The organism is Variovorax glacialis (assembly GCF_051216375.1).
Classification (GTDB): Bacteria; Pseudomonadota; Gammaproteobacteria; order Burkholderiales; family Burkholderiaceae_C; genus Variovorax.
This window is the reverse complement of record NZ_JBPJZT010000011.1, coordinates 58,966-78,628: the sequence shown is the minus strand read 5'-3', so window position 1 is coordinate 78,628 and position 19,663 is coordinate 58,966. Positions and strand designations below refer to the sequence as shown.

15 protein-coding genes are annotated in these 19,663 nt (G+C 67.7%); 7 read left to right on the top strand and 8 right to left on the bottom strand.

Translation table 11 applies throughout. The features are described from left to right. Window positions 1-135: 135 nt before the first annotated feature. On the top strand, window positions 136-1,368 hold the full coding sequence (gene gspF / locus ACSFBL_RS25365) for a type II secretion system inner membrane protein GspF (RefSeq protein ID WP_435518583.1): 1,233 nt from the start codon (window positions 136-138) through the stop codon (window positions 1,366-1,368). Window positions 1,369-1,492: 124 nt separating this feature from the next. Next, entirely contained in the window at window positions 1,493-2,389 is an 897-nt protein-coding gene (locus ACSFBL_RS25360; protein ID WP_435518582.1) for a 5'-nucleotidase, read from the top strand. Between the two features lie 18 nt (window positions 2,390-2,407). Here ACSFBL_RS25360 and phnX read toward each other — a convergent pair whose 3' ends face one another. The 5 genes from phnX to ACSFBL_RS25335 are packed head-to-tail and all read right to left on the bottom strand — an operon-like array spanning window position 2,408 to window position 8,231. Continuing rightward, a complete protein-coding gene (gene phnX / locus ACSFBL_RS25355) occupies window positions 2,408-3,235 on the bottom strand; it encodes a phosphonoacetaldehyde hydrolase (protein WP_435518581.1) in 828 nt (275 codons plus the stop codon). A 23-nt stretch (window positions 3,236-3,258) separates the two neighbouring features. Further along, window positions 3,259-4,386, bottom strand: a complete 1,128-nt coding sequence (locus ACSFBL_RS25350; RefSeq protein WP_435518580.1) for a TIGR03364 family FAD-dependent oxidoreductase — start codon at window positions 4,384-4,386, stop codon at window positions 3,259-3,261. Continuing rightward, window positions 4,383-6,080 carry a putative 2-aminoethylphosphonate ABC transporter permease subunit gene (locus ACSFBL_RS25345; RefSeq protein WP_435518678.1) on the bottom strand — a complete coding sequence of 566 codons (1,698 nt, stop codon included), beginning with the start codon at window positions 6,078-6,080 and terminating at the stop codon, window positions 4,383-4,385. The genes ACSFBL_RS25350 and ACSFBL_RS25345 overlap by 4 nt, the downstream gene beginning before the upstream one ends. A gap of 38 nt (window positions 6,081-6,118) precedes the next feature. Next, window positions 6,119-7,186 carry an ABC transporter ATP-binding protein gene (locus ACSFBL_RS25340; protein WP_435518579.1) on the bottom strand — a complete coding sequence of 356 codons (1,068 nt, stop codon included), beginning with the start codon at window positions 7,184-7,186 and terminating at the stop codon, window positions 6,119-6,121. Window positions 7,187-7,196: 10 nt separating this feature from the next. Then, window positions 7,197-8,231, bottom strand: coding sequence for a putative 2-aminoethylphosphonate ABC transporter substrate-binding protein (locus tag ACSFBL_RS25335; protein WP_435518578.1), 1,035 nt, complete (start codon window positions 8,229-8,231; stop codon window positions 7,197-7,199). Between the two features lie 204 nt (window positions 8,232-8,435). Between ACSFBL_RS25335 and ACSFBL_RS25330 the strand changes: the two genes are divergently transcribed. After that, the gene (locus ACSFBL_RS25330; RefSeq protein WP_435518577.1) at window positions 8,436-10,211 is read left to right on the top strand and encodes an ABC transporter ATP-binding protein/permease; all 1,776 of its coding nucleotides are present in this window, start codon (window positions 8,436-8,438) and stop codon (window positions 10,209-10,211) included. On the opposite strand, the gene queC is transcribed toward ACSFBL_RS25330, so the two are convergent. From queC to ACSFBL_RS25315, 3 genes are read right to left on the bottom strand one after another with little or no spacing between them, the layout of a single operon-like run. After that, complete coding sequence (queC, locus tag ACSFBL_RS25325) at window positions 10,190-10,891, bottom strand: 7-cyano-7-deazaguanine synthase QueC (RefSeq protein WP_435518576.1); 702 nt, start codon at window positions 10,889-10,891, stop codon at window positions 10,190-10,192. The two genes, ACSFBL_RS25330 and queC, sit on opposite strands and share 22 nt — an antisense overlap. A gap of 10 nt (window positions 10,892-10,901) precedes the next feature. After that, window positions 10,902-11,369 carry a cyanophycin metabolism-associated DUF1854 family protein gene (locus tag ACSFBL_RS25320; protein WP_435518575.1) on the bottom strand — a complete coding sequence of 156 codons (468 nt, stop codon included), beginning with the start codon at window positions 11,367-11,369 and terminating at the stop codon, window positions 10,902-10,904. Continuing rightward, window positions 11,366-13,639, bottom strand: coding sequence for a cyanophycin metabolism-associated ABC transporter (locus ACSFBL_RS25315; RefSeq protein WP_435518574.1), 2,274 nt, complete (start codon window positions 13,637-13,639; stop codon window positions 11,366-11,368). The genes ACSFBL_RS25320 and ACSFBL_RS25315 overlap by 4 nt, the downstream gene beginning before the upstream one ends. Window positions 13,640-13,766: 127 nt before the next feature. On the opposite strand from ACSFBL_RS25315, the gene ACSFBL_RS25310 reads away from it, so the two are divergent. The 4 genes from ACSFBL_RS25310 to ACSFBL_RS25295 all read left to right on the top strand — a co-directional run bounded on the left by ACSFBL_RS25310 (window position 13,767) and on the right by ACSFBL_RS25295 (window position 19,643). Beyond that, window positions 13,767-16,007 carry a cyanophycin synthetase gene (locus ACSFBL_RS25310; protein WP_435518573.1) on the top strand — a complete coding sequence of 747 codons (2,241 nt, stop codon included), beginning with the start codon at window positions 13,767-13,769 and terminating at the stop codon, window positions 16,005-16,007. A gap of 127 nt (window positions 16,008-16,134) precedes the next feature. Beyond that, window positions 16,135-18,702, top strand: a complete 2,568-nt coding sequence (cphA, locus tag ACSFBL_RS25305; protein WP_435518572.1) for a cyanophycin synthetase — start codon at window positions 16,135-16,137, stop codon at window positions 18,700-18,702. Window positions 18,703-18,904: 202 nt separating this feature from the next. After that, window positions 18,905-19,270, top strand: coding sequence for a hypothetical protein (locus ACSFBL_RS25300; RefSeq protein ID WP_435518571.1), 366 nt, complete (start codon window positions 18,905-18,907; stop codon window positions 19,268-19,270). 118 nt (window positions 19,271-19,388) lie between these two features. Continuing rightward, window positions 19,389-19,643, top strand: coding sequence for a hypothetical protein (locus ACSFBL_RS25295; protein WP_435518570.1), 255 nt, complete (start codon window positions 19,389-19,391; stop codon window positions 19,641-19,643). Window positions 19,644-19,663 lie beyond the last annotated feature (20 nt).

Sequence of the window (19,663 nt, the reverse complement as noted above, 5' to 3'; positions counted from 1 at the left end):
CGCCGCTGCCGCCTTCGCAGGTTGCCGCGGATCCGGCTCCGCCGGTCCGCCAGCAACGCCCCCGGCAGGGGGTGGGCGGCCACACGAAGTGGGCAAGCCTTGGGGGCGAGCAACAGTTTTTGGGGAGAATGAGTGATGCCCGCCTATTCGTTTGACGCCATCGACCAGCAAGGCCAGCCCCGAAAGGGCGTGCTCGAAGCCGATACCGCCCGCAGCGCACGCGGCATGCTGCGCGCGCAGGCGCTGATTCCCCTCACGGTCACGCCGGTCGGCAGTGTCGAGAGCGGCGTACCCGCGACCGGCGGCTGGCGCCGGATGTACGGCGGCGGCCGCATCTTCAATTCGACGACCCTCGCGGTCTGGACGCGGCAGATCGCCGGCCTCGTCTCCTCCGGCCTTCCGCTCGAACGCGCATTGACCGCCCTGACCGACGAAGCCGAGAGCGAAGCGCAGCGGAACCTGGTCGCCTCGCTGCGCGCCGAGGTCAACGCAGGCTCCCCCTTCGGCCGCGCGCTGGCGCAGCATCCACGCGAGTTTTCGCCGATCTATACCGCCGTGATCGGCGCCGGCGAGCAGAGCGGCAACCTCGGCCTCGTGCTGGAGCGCCTGGCCGACGACCTGGAACAACGACAGGCCCTGCAGCAGAAGCTCGTCGGCGCGGCTTTGTACCCGGCGATCGTCACGCTGGTCGCGATCGTCATCGTGATCTTCCTCGTCAGCTACGTCGTGCCGCAGGTCGCCAATGTGTTCGCGGGCACCAAGCGCGCGCTGCCGATCCTCACGGTGGCGATGCTGGCGCTCAGCGACTTCGTGCGCAACTACGGCTGGCTGATGCTGGGGGTGCTCGTCGTCGGCGGCTTCGCCGCCCGCATGGCGCTGGCCCGCGAGGCATTGCGCGAGAGGTTCGACGCGGCCTGGCTCAATCTGCCGCTGGTCGGCAAGCTGTCACGTGGCTACAACGCGGCGCGCTTCGCGAGCACGCTGGCGATGCTGGCGACGGCGGGCGTGCCCATTCTCCGCGCCTTGCAGGCTGCCTCCGAGACGCTCGGCAACCGGGCCATGCGTGCCGATGCGCTCGACGCGCTCGTGCTCGTGCGCGAGGGCGCGCCGCTGGCGTCGGCACTCGCGCAGAAGAAGCGCTTTCCGGGCATCGTGTCGATGTTCGCCCGGCTCGGCGAGCAGACCGGCACCTTGCCGCTGATGCTGCAGCGAGCGGCCAACCAGCTCGGCGCCGAAGTGCAACGCCGGGCGATGCATCTGGCGACGATCCTGGAGCCCCTGCTGATCGTCGCGATGGGTGCTGTGGTGATGTTGATCGTGCTCGCCGTCCTCATGCCGATCATCCAACTCAACCAGTTCGTCAAATGAAGACCACCCCCAGGCTTGCCCACTTCGTGTGGCCGCCCACCCCCTTCGAGGGGGCGCCGCCTGCGGCCCGGCGGAGCCGGATCCGCGGCGGCTCTCGGATGGTGCTTGCTGGCGGGGAGGGGCCGTGGTAACTCTTGACGACAAGCTGGTGGTGGCGATCTCGTCGCGCGCGCTCTTCAACCTCGAGGAGGAGAACCGCATCTTCGAATCGGGGGACGACGCGGGCTACATGAAGCTGCAGCTCGAACGGCTCGATGTGCCGGCCCAGCCGGGCATCGCCTACTCGCTGGTGCGCAAGCTGATGCGCTTCAACGACGACGGCAAGCAGAGGGTCGAGGTCGTGATCCTGTCGCGCAACGATCCGGTGTCGGGGATGCGGGTGTTCCGCTCCGGCGTGGCCAACGGCATCTCGTTGCAGCGCGGGGTGTTCACGCAAGGGCGGCCGCCGTTCGGCTACCTGCGGCCGTTGCGCGCGCACCTGTTTCTCTCGGTCAACGCAGAAGACGTGCGGGAAGCGCTCGTTGCCGGCTTCCCGGCCGCGCGCGTGCTCGTCGAATCGGTGCGAGCGAGCGACGCCTATCCGAACGAGGTGCGCATCGCATTCGACGGCGATGCCGTGCTGTTCAGCGACGAGGCCGAGCGCGTGTTCCAGGCCGAGGGCCTCGATGCCTTCCAGTTGCACGAATCACGCAAGGCCGAACTGCCGCTGCCCGAAGGTCCGTTCAAGCCGCTGCTCGCGGCATTGCACCGGCTGCAACAGGCGAGCAGTCCGGCCATGCGCATCCGCACGGCACTGGTCACGGCACGCAGCGCGCCGGCCCACGAGCGCGCCATCCGCACGCTGATGAACTGGAACATCAAGGTCGACGAGGCGATGTTCCTCGGCGGGCTTCCCAAGGGCGAGTTCCTGCGCGAGTTCGAACCGGACTTTTTCTTCGACGACCAGACCGGTCACGTCGATGCGGCCGCGCGCCATGTACCTTCCGGCCACGTCTCGAGCGGCATCAGCAATCCGCGCTGAGCCGCGCGGTGCCGACGATCAGGCGAGCGTTGCCGGCCGTTCGCCGCGCGCCAGCCTCGCTTCGATCTGGTCGAGCACCGGGAGCAGGTCGGCCACGCTGTCGATCACATAGTCGGCCTTCGCCTCGCGCAGCAGCGCGGTCGCCTTGGCGCGTCGGGCAGTCTGCTCGCCGGCATCGAGCGCTTTCCACTCGGCCTGCGTGAGCCCGAGCGCATTGCCGCTGATCGCCACGCCCACGGTCCACGTGCCGGCGTTCACGCCTTCGGCCACGCCCACGGCGGTGTCGTCGACTTTCACCACCGTGCATGGCGGCCAGACGCCGAGGTCGGCGAAGCTCCGGTACATCATCAGCGGCGACGGTCGGCCGGCCGCGAGGTCACCCGCGCAGACCAGGTTGTCGGGCGTGTAGCCGGCAGCCGCCGCGATCGGCGTCACGACGTCCATGATCGGGCGGTTGTAGCCGGTGGTCGAGCCGATCTTGAGGCCGCGAGCGCGCACCGCAGAGACTGTCTCCAGCGCACCGGGAATGAAGTCCATGTGATCGCGCACGCTGGCGGCGTTCATGGGTGTGAACACCTCGTACAGCCGGTCGACATTCGCATCGACGAAGGGCTTGCCATGGCGTTCCTGCCACTGGGCAGCCACGGCGGGCAAGGTGCCGACGGCCTTGATGTGGTCCCATTTGGCCATGCCCATCGGGCCGCGCGCCTGCTCGATCGTGATCTCGACGCCGAACTGCTCGAAGAGCCTCACGAAGGCGCCCATGGGTGCGCAGGAACCGAAATCGACGATAGTGCCCGCCCAGTCGAAGACGACGGCTTGCAGAGTTCTGGATTGAGCGTTCATTGGAGTTTCAGTGGGAGGCGAAGTCACCAGGCCTGGAAGACGTCGTGTGCGATGCCGAATCCCGTGCTTGCACCCGTGCCGCTCGTGACCAGGACCACGCGCGTGGCGTCGTCGGGGGCATCGATCACGCAAGGCATGTCGGGGGACGAGGGGTAGACGCCCGTCCAGCGCTCGGTCACCTGCGCCTGTTCGAGGTCGAGGGTGGAACGAAGATGACGGAGGATGAGCTTGTCCACTTCCTCCATCGCGAAGGGCTCGGGCGCCGCGCTGTAGTGGTGCGAATCGCCGACCACGAGCGAGCCGTCGGCACTCTGCACGACGATCAGGTGAATGCCATGCGCGAGCGACGCGGCTTCCTCGCTGGCGAGGCGTGCGCGCAACGCGGCGGCCTCCGGCAGCGTGCTGTAGCCCTCGTAGCGCACGAGACTCAGGTCCATCATCACCGAGCCGGGGAGGCGGAAGCCGGGCTCAGGCTGCACGCGCAGCATCTGCAATCGGCACAGGCGAAGCTGGTGCGCCGCGATTCGCTCGGCGAAGAGTCCGTGGAGATCGGTGTTGGTGCACACGACGACGCGCTCCGCATGCAAGGTCCGCCGCGCGGTGCGCACGCGTGGCGTCTCGACTTCGAGCACCGCTTCGCCGAAGCGGAACACCACGCCGTGGACTTCCGACAGCCAGCGCGTAAGAAGGCCGATGGCGGTGCGGGATTCCACCCGCAGTTCGTGCGGACTGAAGAGCACCGAGCGCGCCTCCTCGAGGCGCAGCGCAGGCGCCCTGGCCTGGGCCTCGCGCGCATCGATCAGCTCACAGGCCTCGCCCATCGGCGTGCGAAGGAAGGCTTCGAGCACGGCATGCGCTTCGGGCCGGTAGGCAGCCAGCCACAGGTGGCGGTGGACGATGTCGATGCCGGCTTCAGGCGCGATGGCCGCCCACACGCCGCGCGAGTGCATGGCACGGCGCCAGGTATCGCCGGGCCCTTGGCCGGTCACGGTAATGAACCCGAAATTGCGGATCGACGCGCCGATGCAGGCCGCATCGCGTTCCACCACACAGACCCTCAGGCCGCGCGTGGCCGCCGTGTACGCATGGGCCAGGCCGACGATGCCGGCCCCCACCACGATCACATCGAACCGGTCGTCCGGCAAACTCATCGATTCCTCCATGCCTGGGTCCTGGCGAGCGCCGAACGGCCCGCCAGCGCGAAGATGCCACGCCCGATGGCGGCGGTGAGCATGATGAGCGACGCCATCGCCGCTGCCGGCGCCACGTCGCCCGCATCGTCCATGTTCAGCACCGCGATCGCGGCCAGCGTCGTCTGCGGTGAATACAGGAAGACGACCGCCGACACCGTCGTCATCGCGTTGACGAAGAAGTAGCCCGCGACGTTGAGCACGGTCGGAAGGGCCACTGGCACGTGCACGCGCCACAGCGTGCGCCAGAAGGGCACGCCCATCGACTCCGACACCAGTTCGTACTCGCGGTCCAACTGGCGCAGCGCGGTGAGCGAAGTCAGGTGCGCGACCGAGAAGAAGTGCACCACCGTGCAGATGACGAGGATCGCCATGCCGCCGTAGAGCCCCCGCAGCGGATTCGACGGCGAGTTGAAGAAGAAGATATAGCCCACGCCGAGCACCAGGCCCGGCACGGCCAGCGGCAGGTTCGCCAGCAGGTTCAGCGCCTCTCGCCACAGGCCGAAGTGGCGCGGCTTCTCGACCAGGTAGGCCGAAATGAACGTGGCGATCGCACCCGCCACGGCGGCAAACACCGCAAGCCGCAATGAGTTGAAATAGCTGCCCCAGCCGCCGCCGTCCATGTTGCTGAAGTCGTAGTTCTTGAGCGAGGGCGTGAGCTTGTAGGGCCAGTAGGTCGCCAGCGACGCGAACACCGCCATGCCGATCATCACGACGATGCAGAAGGCGATCAGGAGACACGCGGCCAGCAGCGCGCGGTCGCGAACCGGCACCGGCTCCGGCGCGTAGGGCGTGGCGCGCGCCGACAAGGCCGCGGCCTGCCGGCTGCGCACCCGGCGCTCGACCAGGAAGGACAGCACGGCGGGGATCAGCAGGACGAAGCCGACCACCGCGCCCATCTGGAAGTTCTGCTGGCCCACCACCTGCTTGTAGATGTCGGTCGCGAGCACGCCGGTCTGGCCGCCGACCACCTTCGGCACGCCGAAGTCGGTGATGACCAGCACGAACACGACCATGCCGGCCACGATGAGCCCGTAGCGGGATGCCGGCAAGGTCACGGTGCGGAAGATGCGCCAGCGCGATGCGCCGAGCGTCTGCGCCGCCTCGTAGAGCCGGCCGTCGGACGTGGCCATCGCAGTCGTGAGGATCAGGAGCGCATGCGGCAAGGTCCAGAACACCGAACCCAGCACGATCCCCAGCGGGCCGTAGATCGACACATCGCCGAGCCAGCCCTTGAACACCCCCTGGTTCCCGAACAGGTACACCAGGCTGATGGCCGGCAGCAGCGACGGCGCGAGCAGCGGCATCAATGCAATGGCGCGCAGCAGGCCCTTGCCGCGCATGCAGGAGAGCGTGAGGCCGTAGGCGTACACGTAGGCGATGCCCGTGCACAGCGCGGCGCTCACGACGGCGAGCCAGACGCTGTTGAACGCCGACTGCACGAGCGCGGGATTGTCGACGTAGCGTGCGAAGTTCGAGAGACCGACGAACGCACCCGCGCGATCGAAGAAGCTCTGGCCGACCAACGCGCCCACCGGCAGTGCAACGATCACGATCAGCAGGGCCACCGCCAGCAGCACGCCGGCGCCGGTCAGCCACCGATCACGATCGAAAGCGCTGCGTCGACGCGGCAAGTCGCTCGACGGGGCAACGATCGTCGACACGGCCACGGGATCGACGTGGGTCGTGGCGCTCAACGCGCCAGCACCGACAAGGCGTGCTGCGGCAGGTGGATATGCACCATGCTGCTGGGCACGAGCGGATCCACGGCGCGATGGTCGGCCGGCAGGTCGGCCTCGATCTCGATGCCGAGCGGTTCGCAGACCAGGCGCGCGGCGGTCCGGTTGCCGTAGAACTCCGTGTCCAGTAGCCGCGCGGCAAAGCTGTTGATGCCATGGTCGTCGCCGAAGCGCCGCACCACCACATCCTCCGGCCGGATGCCGATGGTGGCCTGGGCGCCGACGCCGATATCGCCCGGCGCGCAGACGAGTTCGCTGTCGCGCACGCGCATCCGGCCGTCGGGCAGCACCGTCGCGGGCAGCATGTTCATGCGGCCGACGAAGCTCGCGACGAAGCGCGTGCGCGGCCGGTGGTAGAGCTCATCGGGCGTGCCGGCCTGCTCGATGCGGCCGTTGTGCATGAGCACCACGCGGTCCGCCATCGAGAGGGCTTCTTCCTGGTCGTGCGTGACCATGATCGTCACGACGCCGAGGCGCTTCTGCAACGCGCGGATCTCGCTGCGCAGGCTGGTGCGCACCTGTGCATCGAGCGCGGACAGGGGCTCGTCCAGCAGCAACAGGCGTGGATTGGGCGCCAGGGCCCGCGCCAACGCCACGCGCTGCTGCTGGCCGCCGGAGAGCTGCACCGGGTATTTGTCGGCGTGGGCGGCCAGGCCGACGAGGTCGAGCATCTCGCGCGAACGCTTGGCGATCTCCCGTGCCAGCGCGCCGGTCGGTTGCAGGCCATAGGCGATGTTCTGCGCCGCCGTCAGGTTAGGAAAGAGCGCGTACGACTGGAACACGACCCCGAAGCCGCGCGCCGCGGGCGGCAGGCCCGCGATGTCCTGGCCGCTCAGCAGCAGTTGGCCCTGGTCCGCGCGTTCGATGCCGCACACGATGCGCAGCAAGGTCGTCTTCCCGCAGCCGGAGGGACCGAGGAGACACACGAACTCGCCGGGCTCGATATCGAGGTCGATCCCGTCGAGCACCCGCGAATTGCCGAACGACTTGCCGATGCCGCGCAGGGAGAGAAAGCTCGTCATTCGCAACCCGTCACTGCGGCGCCTTCTTCTCCGACTTCGATTCGTAGCGCTTGGACCATTCAGCCAGGATGCGCTCGCGGTTGGCGGCCGCCCAGTCGAAGTCGTTCTTGGCGAGCAGTTTCTCGACGTCGCCCGGCACGAATTCCAGCTTCTCCTGGATGCCCGGCAGCGCGAGCACCGCGAAGTTCTTGGCGTAGAGCTCGTTCGCCTGCTTCGTCACGGCCCAGTCGGCCAATGCCTTGGCGGCCTCGGGCTTCTTGGTCGTCTTCATGATGCCGGTGGCTTCCATGTCCCAGCCGAGCCCTTCCTTGGGCAGCACGATGTCGATGGGTGCGCCGTCGCGCTTGGTCTTGTTGGCGCGGTACTCGAAGGACATGCCGACCGCGAACTCGCCGGCGCCCGCCTGGCGGCAGGGCTTGCTGCCGGACTGGCTGTAGATGCCGATGTTCTGGTGCAGGGCGTCCATGTACTGCCATGCCTTCTGCTCGCCCATCATCTGGATCCAGCCCGAGACCATCAGGTAGCCCGTGCCGGAAGCCGCCGGGTTCGGCATGGTGATCTGGCCCTTGTAGACGGGGTTTGTCAGGTCGGCCCAGCTCGTGGGCTTGGGCAGGTTCTTCTTCTGCGCCTCGGCAGTGTTGAAGCACAGCGCCGACGACCACACGTCCATGCCCACCCACTTGGGCGGGTTCGCGCTGTCGCGCATTGTGGGCTTGATGGCCTCCAGGCCCTTCGGCGCGTAAGGCTGCAGCATGCCTTCCTTGTCGAGCAGCATCAGCGAGGTGGCGGCCAGGCCCCACACGACGTCGGCCTGCGGATTGGCCTTTTCGGCGAGCAGCTTGGCCGTGACGATGCCGGTGGAATCGCGCACGAACTTCAACTCGATGGTGGGGTTGTCCTTCTCGAATGCCGCCTTGTAGGCCTGCACCTGGTCGGCCTCGAGCGCGGTATAGACCAGCAGTTCGGTACGGCCTTGGGCGCCGGCGCCGACGGCGATGGTCAGCAGGACAGCGGGCAGGGCCCATTGGAAAGTGCGACGCAGCATGAGGATCCTCTTTTTGGGGGGCAAAACCTCCGGATCATCGGGAGGCTTTGTGACAGGCATTTGTCAAATCCCCGCTGCCGTGACGCCGTGTCACGGCCTTGTCATGCGGCCGGGACCCCTTTCAGCACGGTTTAAGGATGCGGCGCATCCGGGGCGCTAGGATGAAAGCAACGCGCCGTTCCGGCGTGAACCCTCGCTCACGCCATGACAACCCTGACACGCACCAAGAACCTGTTGTCGATCCTGCGCAACATCGGGACCCTCGCGGCGCCGTACTTCCGGTCCGAGGAAAAATGGAAGGCACGCGGCCTGCTGATCGCCGTGGTTGCCCTGAACCTCGGCTCGGTCTACGTCACCGTCCTGCTCAACGACTGGAGCCGTGTCTTCTATGACGCGCTCGAAGCCCGCAACCAGCCCGTCTTCTGGACCCAGCTGCTGCGGTTCACGTACATCGCCATGGCGGGGATCAGCGTCGCCATCTTCAAGTTCTACCTGACCCAACTCCTGCAAGTGCGCTGGCGCGCATGGATGACCCGCAGCTACATGAGTCGCTGGCTCGCCAACCGCACCTTCTACCGCCTCGAACTGGCGCGCTATGCCCGCCAGCCGAACAGCGCCGGCGGCGCCCAGGCCAACCCGGACAACCCGGACCAGCGCATCCAGGAAGACATGCAGCTCTTCACCGACTACACGGTGACGCTGTCGATGGGCATCCTCAACTCGGTGGTCACGCTGGCCAGCTTCATCGGCATTCTCTGGGGGCTCTCCGGCCCGTTCTCCTTCGCCCTGGGCGGGCATGAGGTCTCGGTGCCGGGCCTCATGGTGTGGGTGGCGCTTGTCTACTGCGGCATCGGTACCGTCATCACGCACTACATCGGGCGGCCGCTGATCGGCCTCAACTACCAGCAGCAGCGCTACGAAGCCGACTTCCGGCATCACCTGGTGCGGGTGCGCGAATACAGCGAGGCCATCGCGCTGGACCGTGGCGAGCAGGTCGAGCATGCACAGCTCGACACCCGCTTCTCCAGCGTGTTGCGCAACTACCTGGCCCTGATCAAGCAGCAGAAGAACCTCGTGGCCTTCACGTCCCTGTTCGGGCAGCTCGCCGTTGTGTTCCCCTTCTTCCTGGTGGCGCCACGCTTCTTCAGCGGCGCCATCCAGTTCGGCCAGGTCATGCAGATCGCCCGCGCATTCAACACGGTGCAGGACGCGCTGTCCTGGTTCGTCGACAACTACGATCGCGTCGCGGTCTGGCGCGCCACCTCGGACCGTCTCACTTCCTTCGATGCCGCCATGCGGACGCACGAAGTGACCGACGGCGCCGTCGAGCGCGACAGCGGCGCGTCGCTGCATACCGCCGACCTCGATGTCGCGCTGCCGGACGGAAGCCAACTGCTGACCGGTGCCGCCCTGGCGGTACAACCCGGCGAGAACGTGCTGCTGCAGGGCCCTTCAGGCAGCGGCAAGTCGACACTGTTCCGATCCTTCGCCGGGATCTGGCCGTTCGCGGACGGCAAGGTCACGATGCCCGCCAACGCGATGTTCATTCCGCAACGTCCCTATGTGCCTGATGGCCGCCTGCGCGATGCGCTGGCCTACCCCGATCCTGCAAGCAAGTACACCGACGCGCAACTCGTCCAGGCCCTCGACGATGCCTTGCTGCCCGACCTCGCCCGCCGGCTCGACGACAGCGATGCCTGGAGCCAGAAGCTCTCCGGCGGCGAGCAGCAGCGCCTGGCCATTGCGCGCGTGCTGCTGCGCAAGCCCGCATGGCTGTTCGCGGACGAGGCGACCAGCGCCCTGGACGCCGAGGCGGAGGAAACCCTGTACAAGCGCCTATCCGCGGGGGTCCGTGCCGCCGGCGGCGCCATGGTGTCGATCGCGCACCGTGCCTCGGTCGGCGCCTTCCACGACAAGCGCTGGACGCTGGTGCCCGAATCCGGCGGTGCAGCGGCGCGCTACAGGGTCGAGGCCACGTAGCGCTCCCAGCCCCGCGCGCGCAACTCGCAGGCGGGGCAGTTGCCGCAGCCGTAGCCCCAGGCGTGGCGCTTGTCGCGATCGCCGAGGTAGCAGGTATGGGTGTCCTCGACGATCAGGTCGATCAAGGGTTCGCCGCCAAGGCGATGCGCCATGGCCCAGGTCGCCGCCTTGTCGATCCACATCAGCGGCGTCTCGATCACGAGGCGCCGGTCCATGCCCAACGAGAGCGCAAGCTGCATCGCCTTCATGGTGTCGTCGCGGCAATCCGGGTAGCCGGAAAAATCCGTCTCGCACACGCCGGTGACGATCACGTCGAGCCCGCGCCGATAGGCCAGCGCACCCGCCAGGGTCAGGAACAGCAGGTTGCGCCCCGGCACGAAGGTATTGGGCAGTCCATTGGCCTGCATCTCGAAGGCGATGTCCTGCGTGAGCGACGAGGCGCTGACCTGGCCCAGCACATCGACCGACAGCATGTGATCCTCGCCCAGCCGCGGCGCCCAGTGCGGAAAGCGTTCGCGCAGATGCGCCAGCACGATGGTCCGCGCGTCTAGCTCGACGCGATGGCGCTGGCCATAGTCGAAACCGATGGTTTCGACGCGCTCGTACTGGTCGAGCGCATCGGCGAGGCAGGTGGTGGAGTCCTGGCCACCGGAGAAGAGGACGAGTGCGGTGGAGTGCATGGGAAGCACTTTAGAGGAAGCGCTCCAGCAGCTTCCGCGACGCACGGTCCAGCGCCTTCACGTCGGGAATTCGGAACTGCACGCCATGCGCGCTGGCGATCAGCAACTCGCCGCCTTCGAGGCGCCGGATGTCTTCCTCGGCCTTGAGCACGAAGCTGCTCTCGCCGCGGTCGGTGCTCACGCGCCAGGTGCTGGGCACGCCGAAACTCGACACGCCGTGCAGCTTCAGCAGCGTCGGGGCGAAGTCGCGCGCGCGGAGGTCCTCGTCGAGCAGTTGGCGCAAGGGCTCGGGCAATGCGTCCAGGCGGTCGATCCACACGAGTTCGCGCCCATCGCTGCCCACCAGCGAGATGCCGTCGTCCGGCGCAGTTAACGGAAACGCGCGCACCGGCACTACGCCGGGATGGCGCACGCCCTCCGCATCGGTCAGCACGAGGCGGCCAAATGCATCGCGCGCCAGTTCGAGTCGGTCGTTCATGCTTCCCCCGCCGGATGGGCCGCGTGGCCGCCAAGCGCCAGCGCCACGGCGGCGCGTTCGTCGGCCGCGCCTGCGCTTTCCTCGTCGGCCTGTCGCAGCTGCGCCTGGTAGAGCCGCCAGTAGGCGCCCTGCTTTTCCATCAGCTCGTCGTGCGGCCCCACCTCGACGATCTCGCCGCGGTCCATCACCACCAGCCGATCGGCCTTGCGCAGCGTCGAGAGACGGTGGGCGATCGCGATCGTCGTGCGCCCCTGCACCAGGTTGTCGAGCGCCTTCTGGATTTCCTTCTCGGTTTCCGTGTCGACCGCCGACGTGGCCTCGTCGAGGATGAGGATGCGCGGGTCGATCAGCAGTGCGCGCGCGATGCTGATGCGCTGGCGCTCCCCGCCCGAAAGCCCCTGCCCGCGCTCGCCCACCAGCGAGTCGTAGCCGTGCGCCAGCCGCAGGATGAAGTCGTGCGCATGCGCGGCGCGCGCTGCGGCGACGATCTCCTCGCGGGTGGCATCGGGCTTGCCGTAGGCGATGTTCTGCGCGATGGTGCCGAAGAACAGGAAGGGCTCCTGCAGCACCAGCCCCACGTGGCGCCGGTAGTCGGCGACCGCGAAGCGGCGGATGTCGGTGCCGTCGACCTTGATCGCGCCGTCCGTCACGTCGTAGAAGCGGCAGATCAGGTTGACCAGCGTGCTCTTGCCCGATCCGCTGTGGCCCACGAGGCCGATCATCTCGCCCGGTTCGATGACGAGGTCCAGGTCGCGGATCACCGCGCGGCTGCCATAGCGGAAACCCACGTCGGCCATCTGGATGCGACCCTCGACGTGCCCGAGCTTCACCGGATTGACCGGCTCGGGCACATTGCTCACGTGGTCGAGGATGTCGAAGATGCGCTTGGCGCCGGCCGCCGCCTTCTGCGTGACCGAGACGATGCGGCTCATCGAATCGAGCCGCGTGTAGAAGCGGCCGATGTACGCGATGAAGGCCGTGAGCACACCGACCGTGATGCGCCCGCGCGCCACCTGCCAGATGCCGAAGCCCCAGACCACGAGCAGGCCGATTTCCGTCAGCAGCGACACGCTCGGCGTGAACAGCGACCAGGTCTTGTTGAGCTTGTCGTTGACCTGCAGGTTGTAGGCGTTGGCGGCATGGAAGCGGCGCGCTTCCCGCTTTTCCTGCGCGAAGGCCTTGACCACGCGGATGCCGGGGATCGTGTCGGCCAGCACGTTGGTCACCTCGCTCCACACGCGGTCGATCTTCTCGAAGCCGGTGCGCAGCCGGTCGCGGACGACATGGATCATCCAGGCGATGAAGGGCAGCGGCACGAGGGTGACGATCGCCAGCAGCGGATTGATCGAGATCAGGATGACCGCCGTCATGACGATCATCAGCACGTCCGTCAGGAAGTCGAGCGCGTGCAGGGACAGGAAGACGTTGATCCGGTCCGTCTCCGAGCCGATGCGCGCCATCAGGTCGCCCGTCCGCTTGCCGCCGAAGTAATCCAGGGGCAACGTGAGCAAGTGTTCGTAAGTGGTGGTGCGCAGGTCGGCGCCAATGCGTTCGGACACGAGCGCCAGCAGGTAGGTGCGCGCCCAGCCCAATGCCCAGCCCACCAGCGCGGCCGTAAGCAGCGCACCGAGAAACATGACGACCTTGGCGACCGCGATCTTCTGGCCGTTCTGGAACGGGATCAGGATGTCGTCCATCAGCGGGATGGTCAGGTAGGGCGGCACCAGCGTGGCGGCGGTCGAGGCCAGCGTCAGCAGAAACCCGATGATCAATTGCTTGCGATACGGCTTGGCAAAGCGGCCCAGCCGCAGCAGCACCCAGGTGGAAGGCGGCGTCTGCAACTCGGTTTCCGCAAGCGGCGCTTCGTCGCTGTCGGACCCCGGGGGTGTCGCCTGCGCGACTCCCTCCGCCTGTTGCTCGAACAGTTTCAGGAGCCGCAATGCTGCAGGTTGGTGCGCGAGGGTGTAACGCCAGCGCGCCAGTCGGCCCTTGTCGTCGACCAGATCCAGCGTCCCGACCCCTGCGTGATCGGCCAGTTGGAGCTCCAGCCCGGGCGCCAGTGGCCACTCTGCCCAGGTGCCGTCCGGCGCGCGGGCCAGGAGCCGGCAATCCGTCAGTGCCAGGAGGCCGGAGGCAAACCGAAGCTGACCGTCGAGGTCAACCGGCAGGGTCGCCAGAACGTTTTCAGCGCCTGTGAGCCGGCTTTTCAGAGCGTCTGAGGCCTCCTCCGTTTCGCCCCCCGGGGTGCCAACTGGATCGTGATGTTGCATTGTGTTTCTGTATCTCTGGCCCGCCAACGGACCCTTCATGGCGCTCGCCGGGCGCCGATTCTGACCGATGACCATGGGCGCGCTTGAAGGTGCCGTGGTGCTCGGTCAAAGCACATCGAACGTTTTCATGACCCGTTTCGACGACATACGCCTGCTGCGCATCAACTATTTGCGCGGCCCCAACCTCTGGACCTACCGGCCCGTGCTGGAAGTCTGGCTCGACCTTGGCGCGCTCGAGGACTATCCCTCCAACAAGATCGACGGCTTCACCGACCGCCTGACGACCCTGCTGCCGGCGCTGATCGAGCACCATTGCGGCGTCGGCGAGCGCGGCGGCTTCATCCAGCGCCTGAACGAAGGCACCTGGGCCGGCCACGTGCTGGAGCATGTCGTGATCGAGCTGCTCAACCTGGCCGGCATGCCGACCGGCTTCGGCCAGACGCGCAGCACCTCGCAGCATGGCGTCTACCGGATGGTGTTCCGCGCCCGCGACGAGCAGGTCGCCCGCGTGGCGCTGGCCGAAGGCCACCAGCTGCTGATGGCGGCCATCAACAACGATCCCTTCGACGCGGCCGACGTGCAGCGCGCGGTCGACGCGGTCAAGGCCAAGGTGGAGGACTGCTACCTCGGCCCGAGCACCGCCTGCATCGTCGGCGCCGCCACCGACCGCGGCATCCCGCACATGCGCCTGAACAGCGGCAACCTGGTCCAGCTCGGCTACGGCGCCAACCAGCAACGCATCTGGACGGCCGAGACCGACTACACCAGCGCCATCGGCGAATCCATCGCCAGCGACAAGGAGCTGACCAAGTCGCTGCTCGCCAGCTGCGGCGTGCCGGTGCCTGAGGGCCAGGTCGTCGCCAATGCCGAGGAAGCCTGGGAAGCCGCCGAGGACATCGGCCTGCCGGTGGCCGTCAAGCCGTCGGATGCCAACCACGGCCGCGGCGTCTCGCTCGAACTCCACACCCGCGAGGAAGTCATCGCCGCCTTCGCCGTCGCGGAGCCCGAAGGCAGCGACGTGATGGTCGAGCGCTTCATCCGCGGATCGGAACACCGGCTGCTGGTGGTCGGCGGACAGGTCGTCGCCGCTGCGCGCGGCGAGATCATCACCGTGACGGGCGACGGAACGTCGACCGTGGCGCAGCTGATCGAAAGCCAACTCAACAGCGACCCGCGTCGCGGCGCGGAAGAGGAATTCCCGCTGGACGTGATCGTCCTCGAGACCGACGCCAAGCTGCAACTCGAACTCAAGCGCCAGGACCTCGAAGGCCATTCGGTGCCCGCGTCCGGCCGGGTCGTCACGATCCAGCGCAACGGCAACATGGCCATCGACTGCACCGACCAGGTTCACCCCGAAGTCGCGCACGCGGCCGTGCTCGCCGCCCGCGTGGTCGGGCTGGACATCGCCGGCGTCGACCTCGTGGCGCTGGACATCTCGCGACCGCTCGCGGCGCAGGGCGGCGCCATCGTCGAAGTCAATGCCGGCCCCGGACTGCTGATGCATCTGAAGCCCGCCGTCGGTTCGCCGCGTCCGGTCGGCCGCGCGATCTGCGACCACCTCTTCCCGGACGATGCACCGGGCCGCATTCCCGTGGTCGGCGTCGCCGGCTCGCGCGACACGGCCGTGCTGTCGCGCTTGGTCGCCTGGCTGATCGGCCTCGGTGGACGCCATACCGGCCTGGCCTGCCGCGACGGTTTGTTCCTCGAACGCCGTCGCGTCGACGCACGCGACAGCGCCAACTGGGCGGCGGGCCATCGCCTGCTGGTCAACCGCGCCGTGCAGGCCGTGGTGATCGAGAACGGCGCCGAGACCATCCTGCGCGACGGCCTCGCCTACGACCGCTGTGAAGTCGGCATCGTGACCGACCTCGACGGCTCCGAAACGCTGGCCGAGTTCGACATCACCGAGAGCGACCAGATGGTGCGCGTGCTTCGCACCCAGGTCGACGTCGTGCTGCCCGAAGGCACCGCCGTCCTCAACGCCGCCGACCAGCGCGTGGCCGGACTGGCGCCCTTGTGCGACGGCGGCGTGATCCTCTATTCCGCCGATCCGCAGGCCGAGGCACTGGGCAAACACCAGTCCGCCGGCGGCAAGGCCGTCCTCGTCCGCCAGGACCGCGTGGTGCTGGCCAACGGCAGCAGCGAATCCTTCCTGCCCGGACTCGGCCGCCTGACGATCTGGCGCGCCACGCATGCGGGCGTCAGCCTGGAAAGCCTCCTTGCCGCTGTCGCGGCAGCCTGGGCGATGGGCATTCCGCTGAACCTGATCGGCGCCGGCGTCGAAGCCTTCGAAGCCGACCTGCAGGCAGCGCTGGCCTCGCTCCAGTTGTCGCAGACCCTGGTCTCACCCGAACATCAATTCGCCTGATTAATGCACACCCCCAGGCTCGCGCACTTCGTGTCGCTCTCCCCCTTGCAGGGGGCAATACCTGCGGCCCGGCCAAGCCGGTTTCGCGGTATTCCACGGATTGCGTTGGCGGGGGGGAGATAAGAACATGGAAGTCACTAGAACTCGCGCCTTGCGCGGTCCCAATTTGTGGAGCCGCCACACTTGCATCGAGGCCATCGTCACCTGCAAGGATGATGAAAATGCCATCGGGCGTCTTGCCGGCTTCGAAGCCCGCCTGCGCGCACTGTTCCCGAACATCGGCGAACTGCACCCGATCGTCCTCGGCCAGCCGCTGGCCCTCGCCCACGTGCTCGAAAACGCCGCCGTGGCGCTGCAGGCCCAGGCGGGCTGCGCGGTGAACTTCGGCCATACCTCCCGCACGATCGAGGAAGGCGTCTACCAGGTCACCTTCCAGTACAGCGAAGAGGCCGTCGGCCGCCGTGCGCTCGAACTGGCGAAGGCGCTCATCGATGCCGCACAGAACGGCACCGAGTTCGACGCCACCGCGGCCATTACCGAGCTTCGCGACCTCGACGAATCCGAACGGCTGGGCCCGAGCACCGGCTCGATCGTCGATGCGGCCGTCGCGCGCGGCATTCCCTATCGGCGCCTCACCTCCGGCAGCCTCGTGCAGTTCGGCTGGGGCTCGAAGCAGCGCCGCATCCAGGCGGCCGAAGTCGACAGCACCAGCGGCGTGGCCGAAGCGATCGCGCAGGACAAGGAACTGACCAAGCAACTGCTTAACGCAGCCGGCGTGCCGGTGCCGCTGGGCCGGCCCGTCACCGATGCCGACGATGGCTGGGCCGCGGCGCAGGAAGTCGGCCTGCCGGTGGTGGTCAAGCCGCAGGACGGCAACCAGGGCAAAGGCGTGACCGTCAACATCACGACGCGCGAGCAGCTCATTGCCGCCTACGACTCGGCCGCCGTCTACGGTGAAGTCATGGTCGAGAAATTCCTGCCCGGCTTCGACTTCCGCCTGCTGGTCGTGGGCGACCGCCTCGTGGCCGCCGCCCGTCGCGATCCGCCGCAGGTGATCGGCGACGGCACGAAGACGATCCGCGAGCTGGTCGACGTGGTCAACCAGGACCCGCGCCGCGGCGAAGGCCATGCAACCTCGCTGACCAAGATCCGGCTCGACGACATCGCCGTCGGCCGCCTGGACGCGCAGGGCCTCACGCCCGACAGCGTGCCCGCGCTCGGCCAGCGCGTGGTGCTGCGCAACAACGCGAACCTCTCGACCGGCGGCACCGCCACCGACGTGACCGACACGGTGCATCCCGAAGTGGCGGCACGCGCCGTCGATGCGGCCCAGATGGTCGGCCTGCACATCTGCGGCGTCGACATGGTGTGCGAGAACGTCCTGCGCCCGCTCGAAGAGCAGCACGGCGGCGTGGTCGAAGTCAACGCAGCGCCCGGCTTGCGCATGCACATCTCGCCGTCCTTCGGCCGCGGCCGCGCGGTCGGCGAGGCAGTGATGGACACCCTGTTCGCGCACGGCGACGATGGCCGCATCCCCGTGGTGGCCGTGACCGGCACCAACGGCAAGACCACCACCGCGCGCCTCATCAACCACATGCTCGCCAGCAGCGGCCTGCGCACCGGCATGACCAACACCGACGGCGTCTACGTCGACGGCCGGCAGACCGACAGCGGCGACTGCAGCGGCCCCAAGAGCGCGCGCAACGTGCTGCTGCACCCCGACGTCGATGCGGCCGTGTTCGAAGTGGCGCGTGGCGGCATCCTGCGCGAAGGCCTCGGCTTCGACCGCTGCCAGGTGGCGGTGGTGACCAACATCGGCAGCGGCGACCACCTCGGGCTCAACTACATCACGACGGTCGAAGACCTCGCGGTGCTCAAGCGAGTCATCGTGCGCAACGTCGCGCCCAACGGCTACGCGGTGCTCAACGCCGCGGACCCGAACGTGTCGGCCATGGCCACGACCTGCCCCGGCAGCGTGATCTTCTTCGCCGCCGACCGGCAGCACCCGGTCATGGCCACGCATCGCGCCCAGGGCAAGCGCACGGTCTACGTCGACCAGGACACCCTCGTCGCCGCCGAAGGCTCATGGCGCGAGCGCATCCCGCTGCGCGACGTGCAGATCACGCGCAACGGCACCATCGGCTTCCAGGTCGACAACGTCATGGCGTCGGTCGCGGCCGCGTGGGCGGTCGGCCTCGACTGGGACACCATCCGCAGCGGCCTCGCCAGCTTCAAGAACGATGCGGCCGGCGTGCCCGGCCGCTTCAACGTGATGGACTACCGCGGCGCGACGGTGATCGCCGACTACGGCCACAACACCGATGCGATGCGTGCGCTGGTTGCCGCGGTCGACACCATGCCGGCCAGGAAGCGCTCGGTGGTCATCAGCGGCGCCGGCGACCGCCGCGACTGCGACATCGTGGACCAGACGGCGATCCTCGGCCAAGCCTTCGACGATGTGATCCTCTACCAGGACGCCGCCCAGCGTGGCCGTGCGGATGGCGAGGTCATGGCCTTGCTTCGGCAGGGCCTCGTCGGTGCGCAGCGCACGCGCTTCATCGACGAGATCCGCGGCGAGTTCATCGCGATCGACAGCGCACTCGAGCGCCTGCAGCCAGGCGACCTCTCGCTGATCCTGGTCGACCAGGTCGAGGAAGCGCTCGCTCACATCGCGAAGCGCATCGCGGCCGGCTGATCCATCTCGCGAAGCCCGCCGCCGGCTTGGCGGGCTTCTGCGAGCCTTCTGCCCGTCCGACTGCGGGATTTGTCCGACAAGAACGCGCGCCTGCGGGGACTGGCCGACGGCTGCCATCTCCCACACACTCCTGACTTTCCGGGGCTGAAACTCGGCACCCATGGCGGTGCAATTCCGCGGCCCCAATCAAAAGGAGTGATTCATGTCCAACGCCCTTCGTTCGTGCCTCGCGGTTCTTGTCGCCGCCGGCGGTCTTGTCGGTGCCTCGTCGGCACTCGCCCAGGGTTCCGTTTCCGGATCCCTCGTGTGCGACGGCGTCCAGCAGAACAAGCAGGCGTGCCTGCGCGAGAAAGGTGCGGCGCAACAGGCAGCGCGGCAAGGCGGACTCTCCAACCCCGACGTTGCGACCCTCCAGGCGAACGCCCTGGCGCGCTGCAACAGGCAACCTCCTGAAGACCGGGCTGCCTGCGAATCACGCGTGATGGGCACCGGACAGACCAATGTCACCGGCAGCGTGCTGGGCGGCGGCGTGATTCGCACGACGGTGGTGCCCGTCCCGGCACGATAGTCAGGTCCGCCGCATCGCCGGCGGGTAGGTCCTATGTTCTACTCCGTCATGCGGCTGTCACAAACGGCGATCGGGCGCTGGCTATAGTCGAGAGCTTGTCTCACGAGGAAAGTCCCCCATGAACGCCATCAAGGTCGCTCGCCGGTTCATTGAAACGGACCCGGCCAACGAGTCGGCAAAGATCCTCGCCAGACTGGTTCTGGCGCTGGAATCGGAGCACAGCTTCGAACTGGTCACGCTGTATGAACTCGACTACAAGAGCTTCCAGTTGGCGATGGACATCCTCAAGGAATGGCGCCTCGACCGCTACTACGCCAGCAAGTCCAAGCTGTTCGACCTGTCGATGCAGGTCAATGAACTGCAGCAGAACTGATCCCGGCGCGCTCGCGCGGG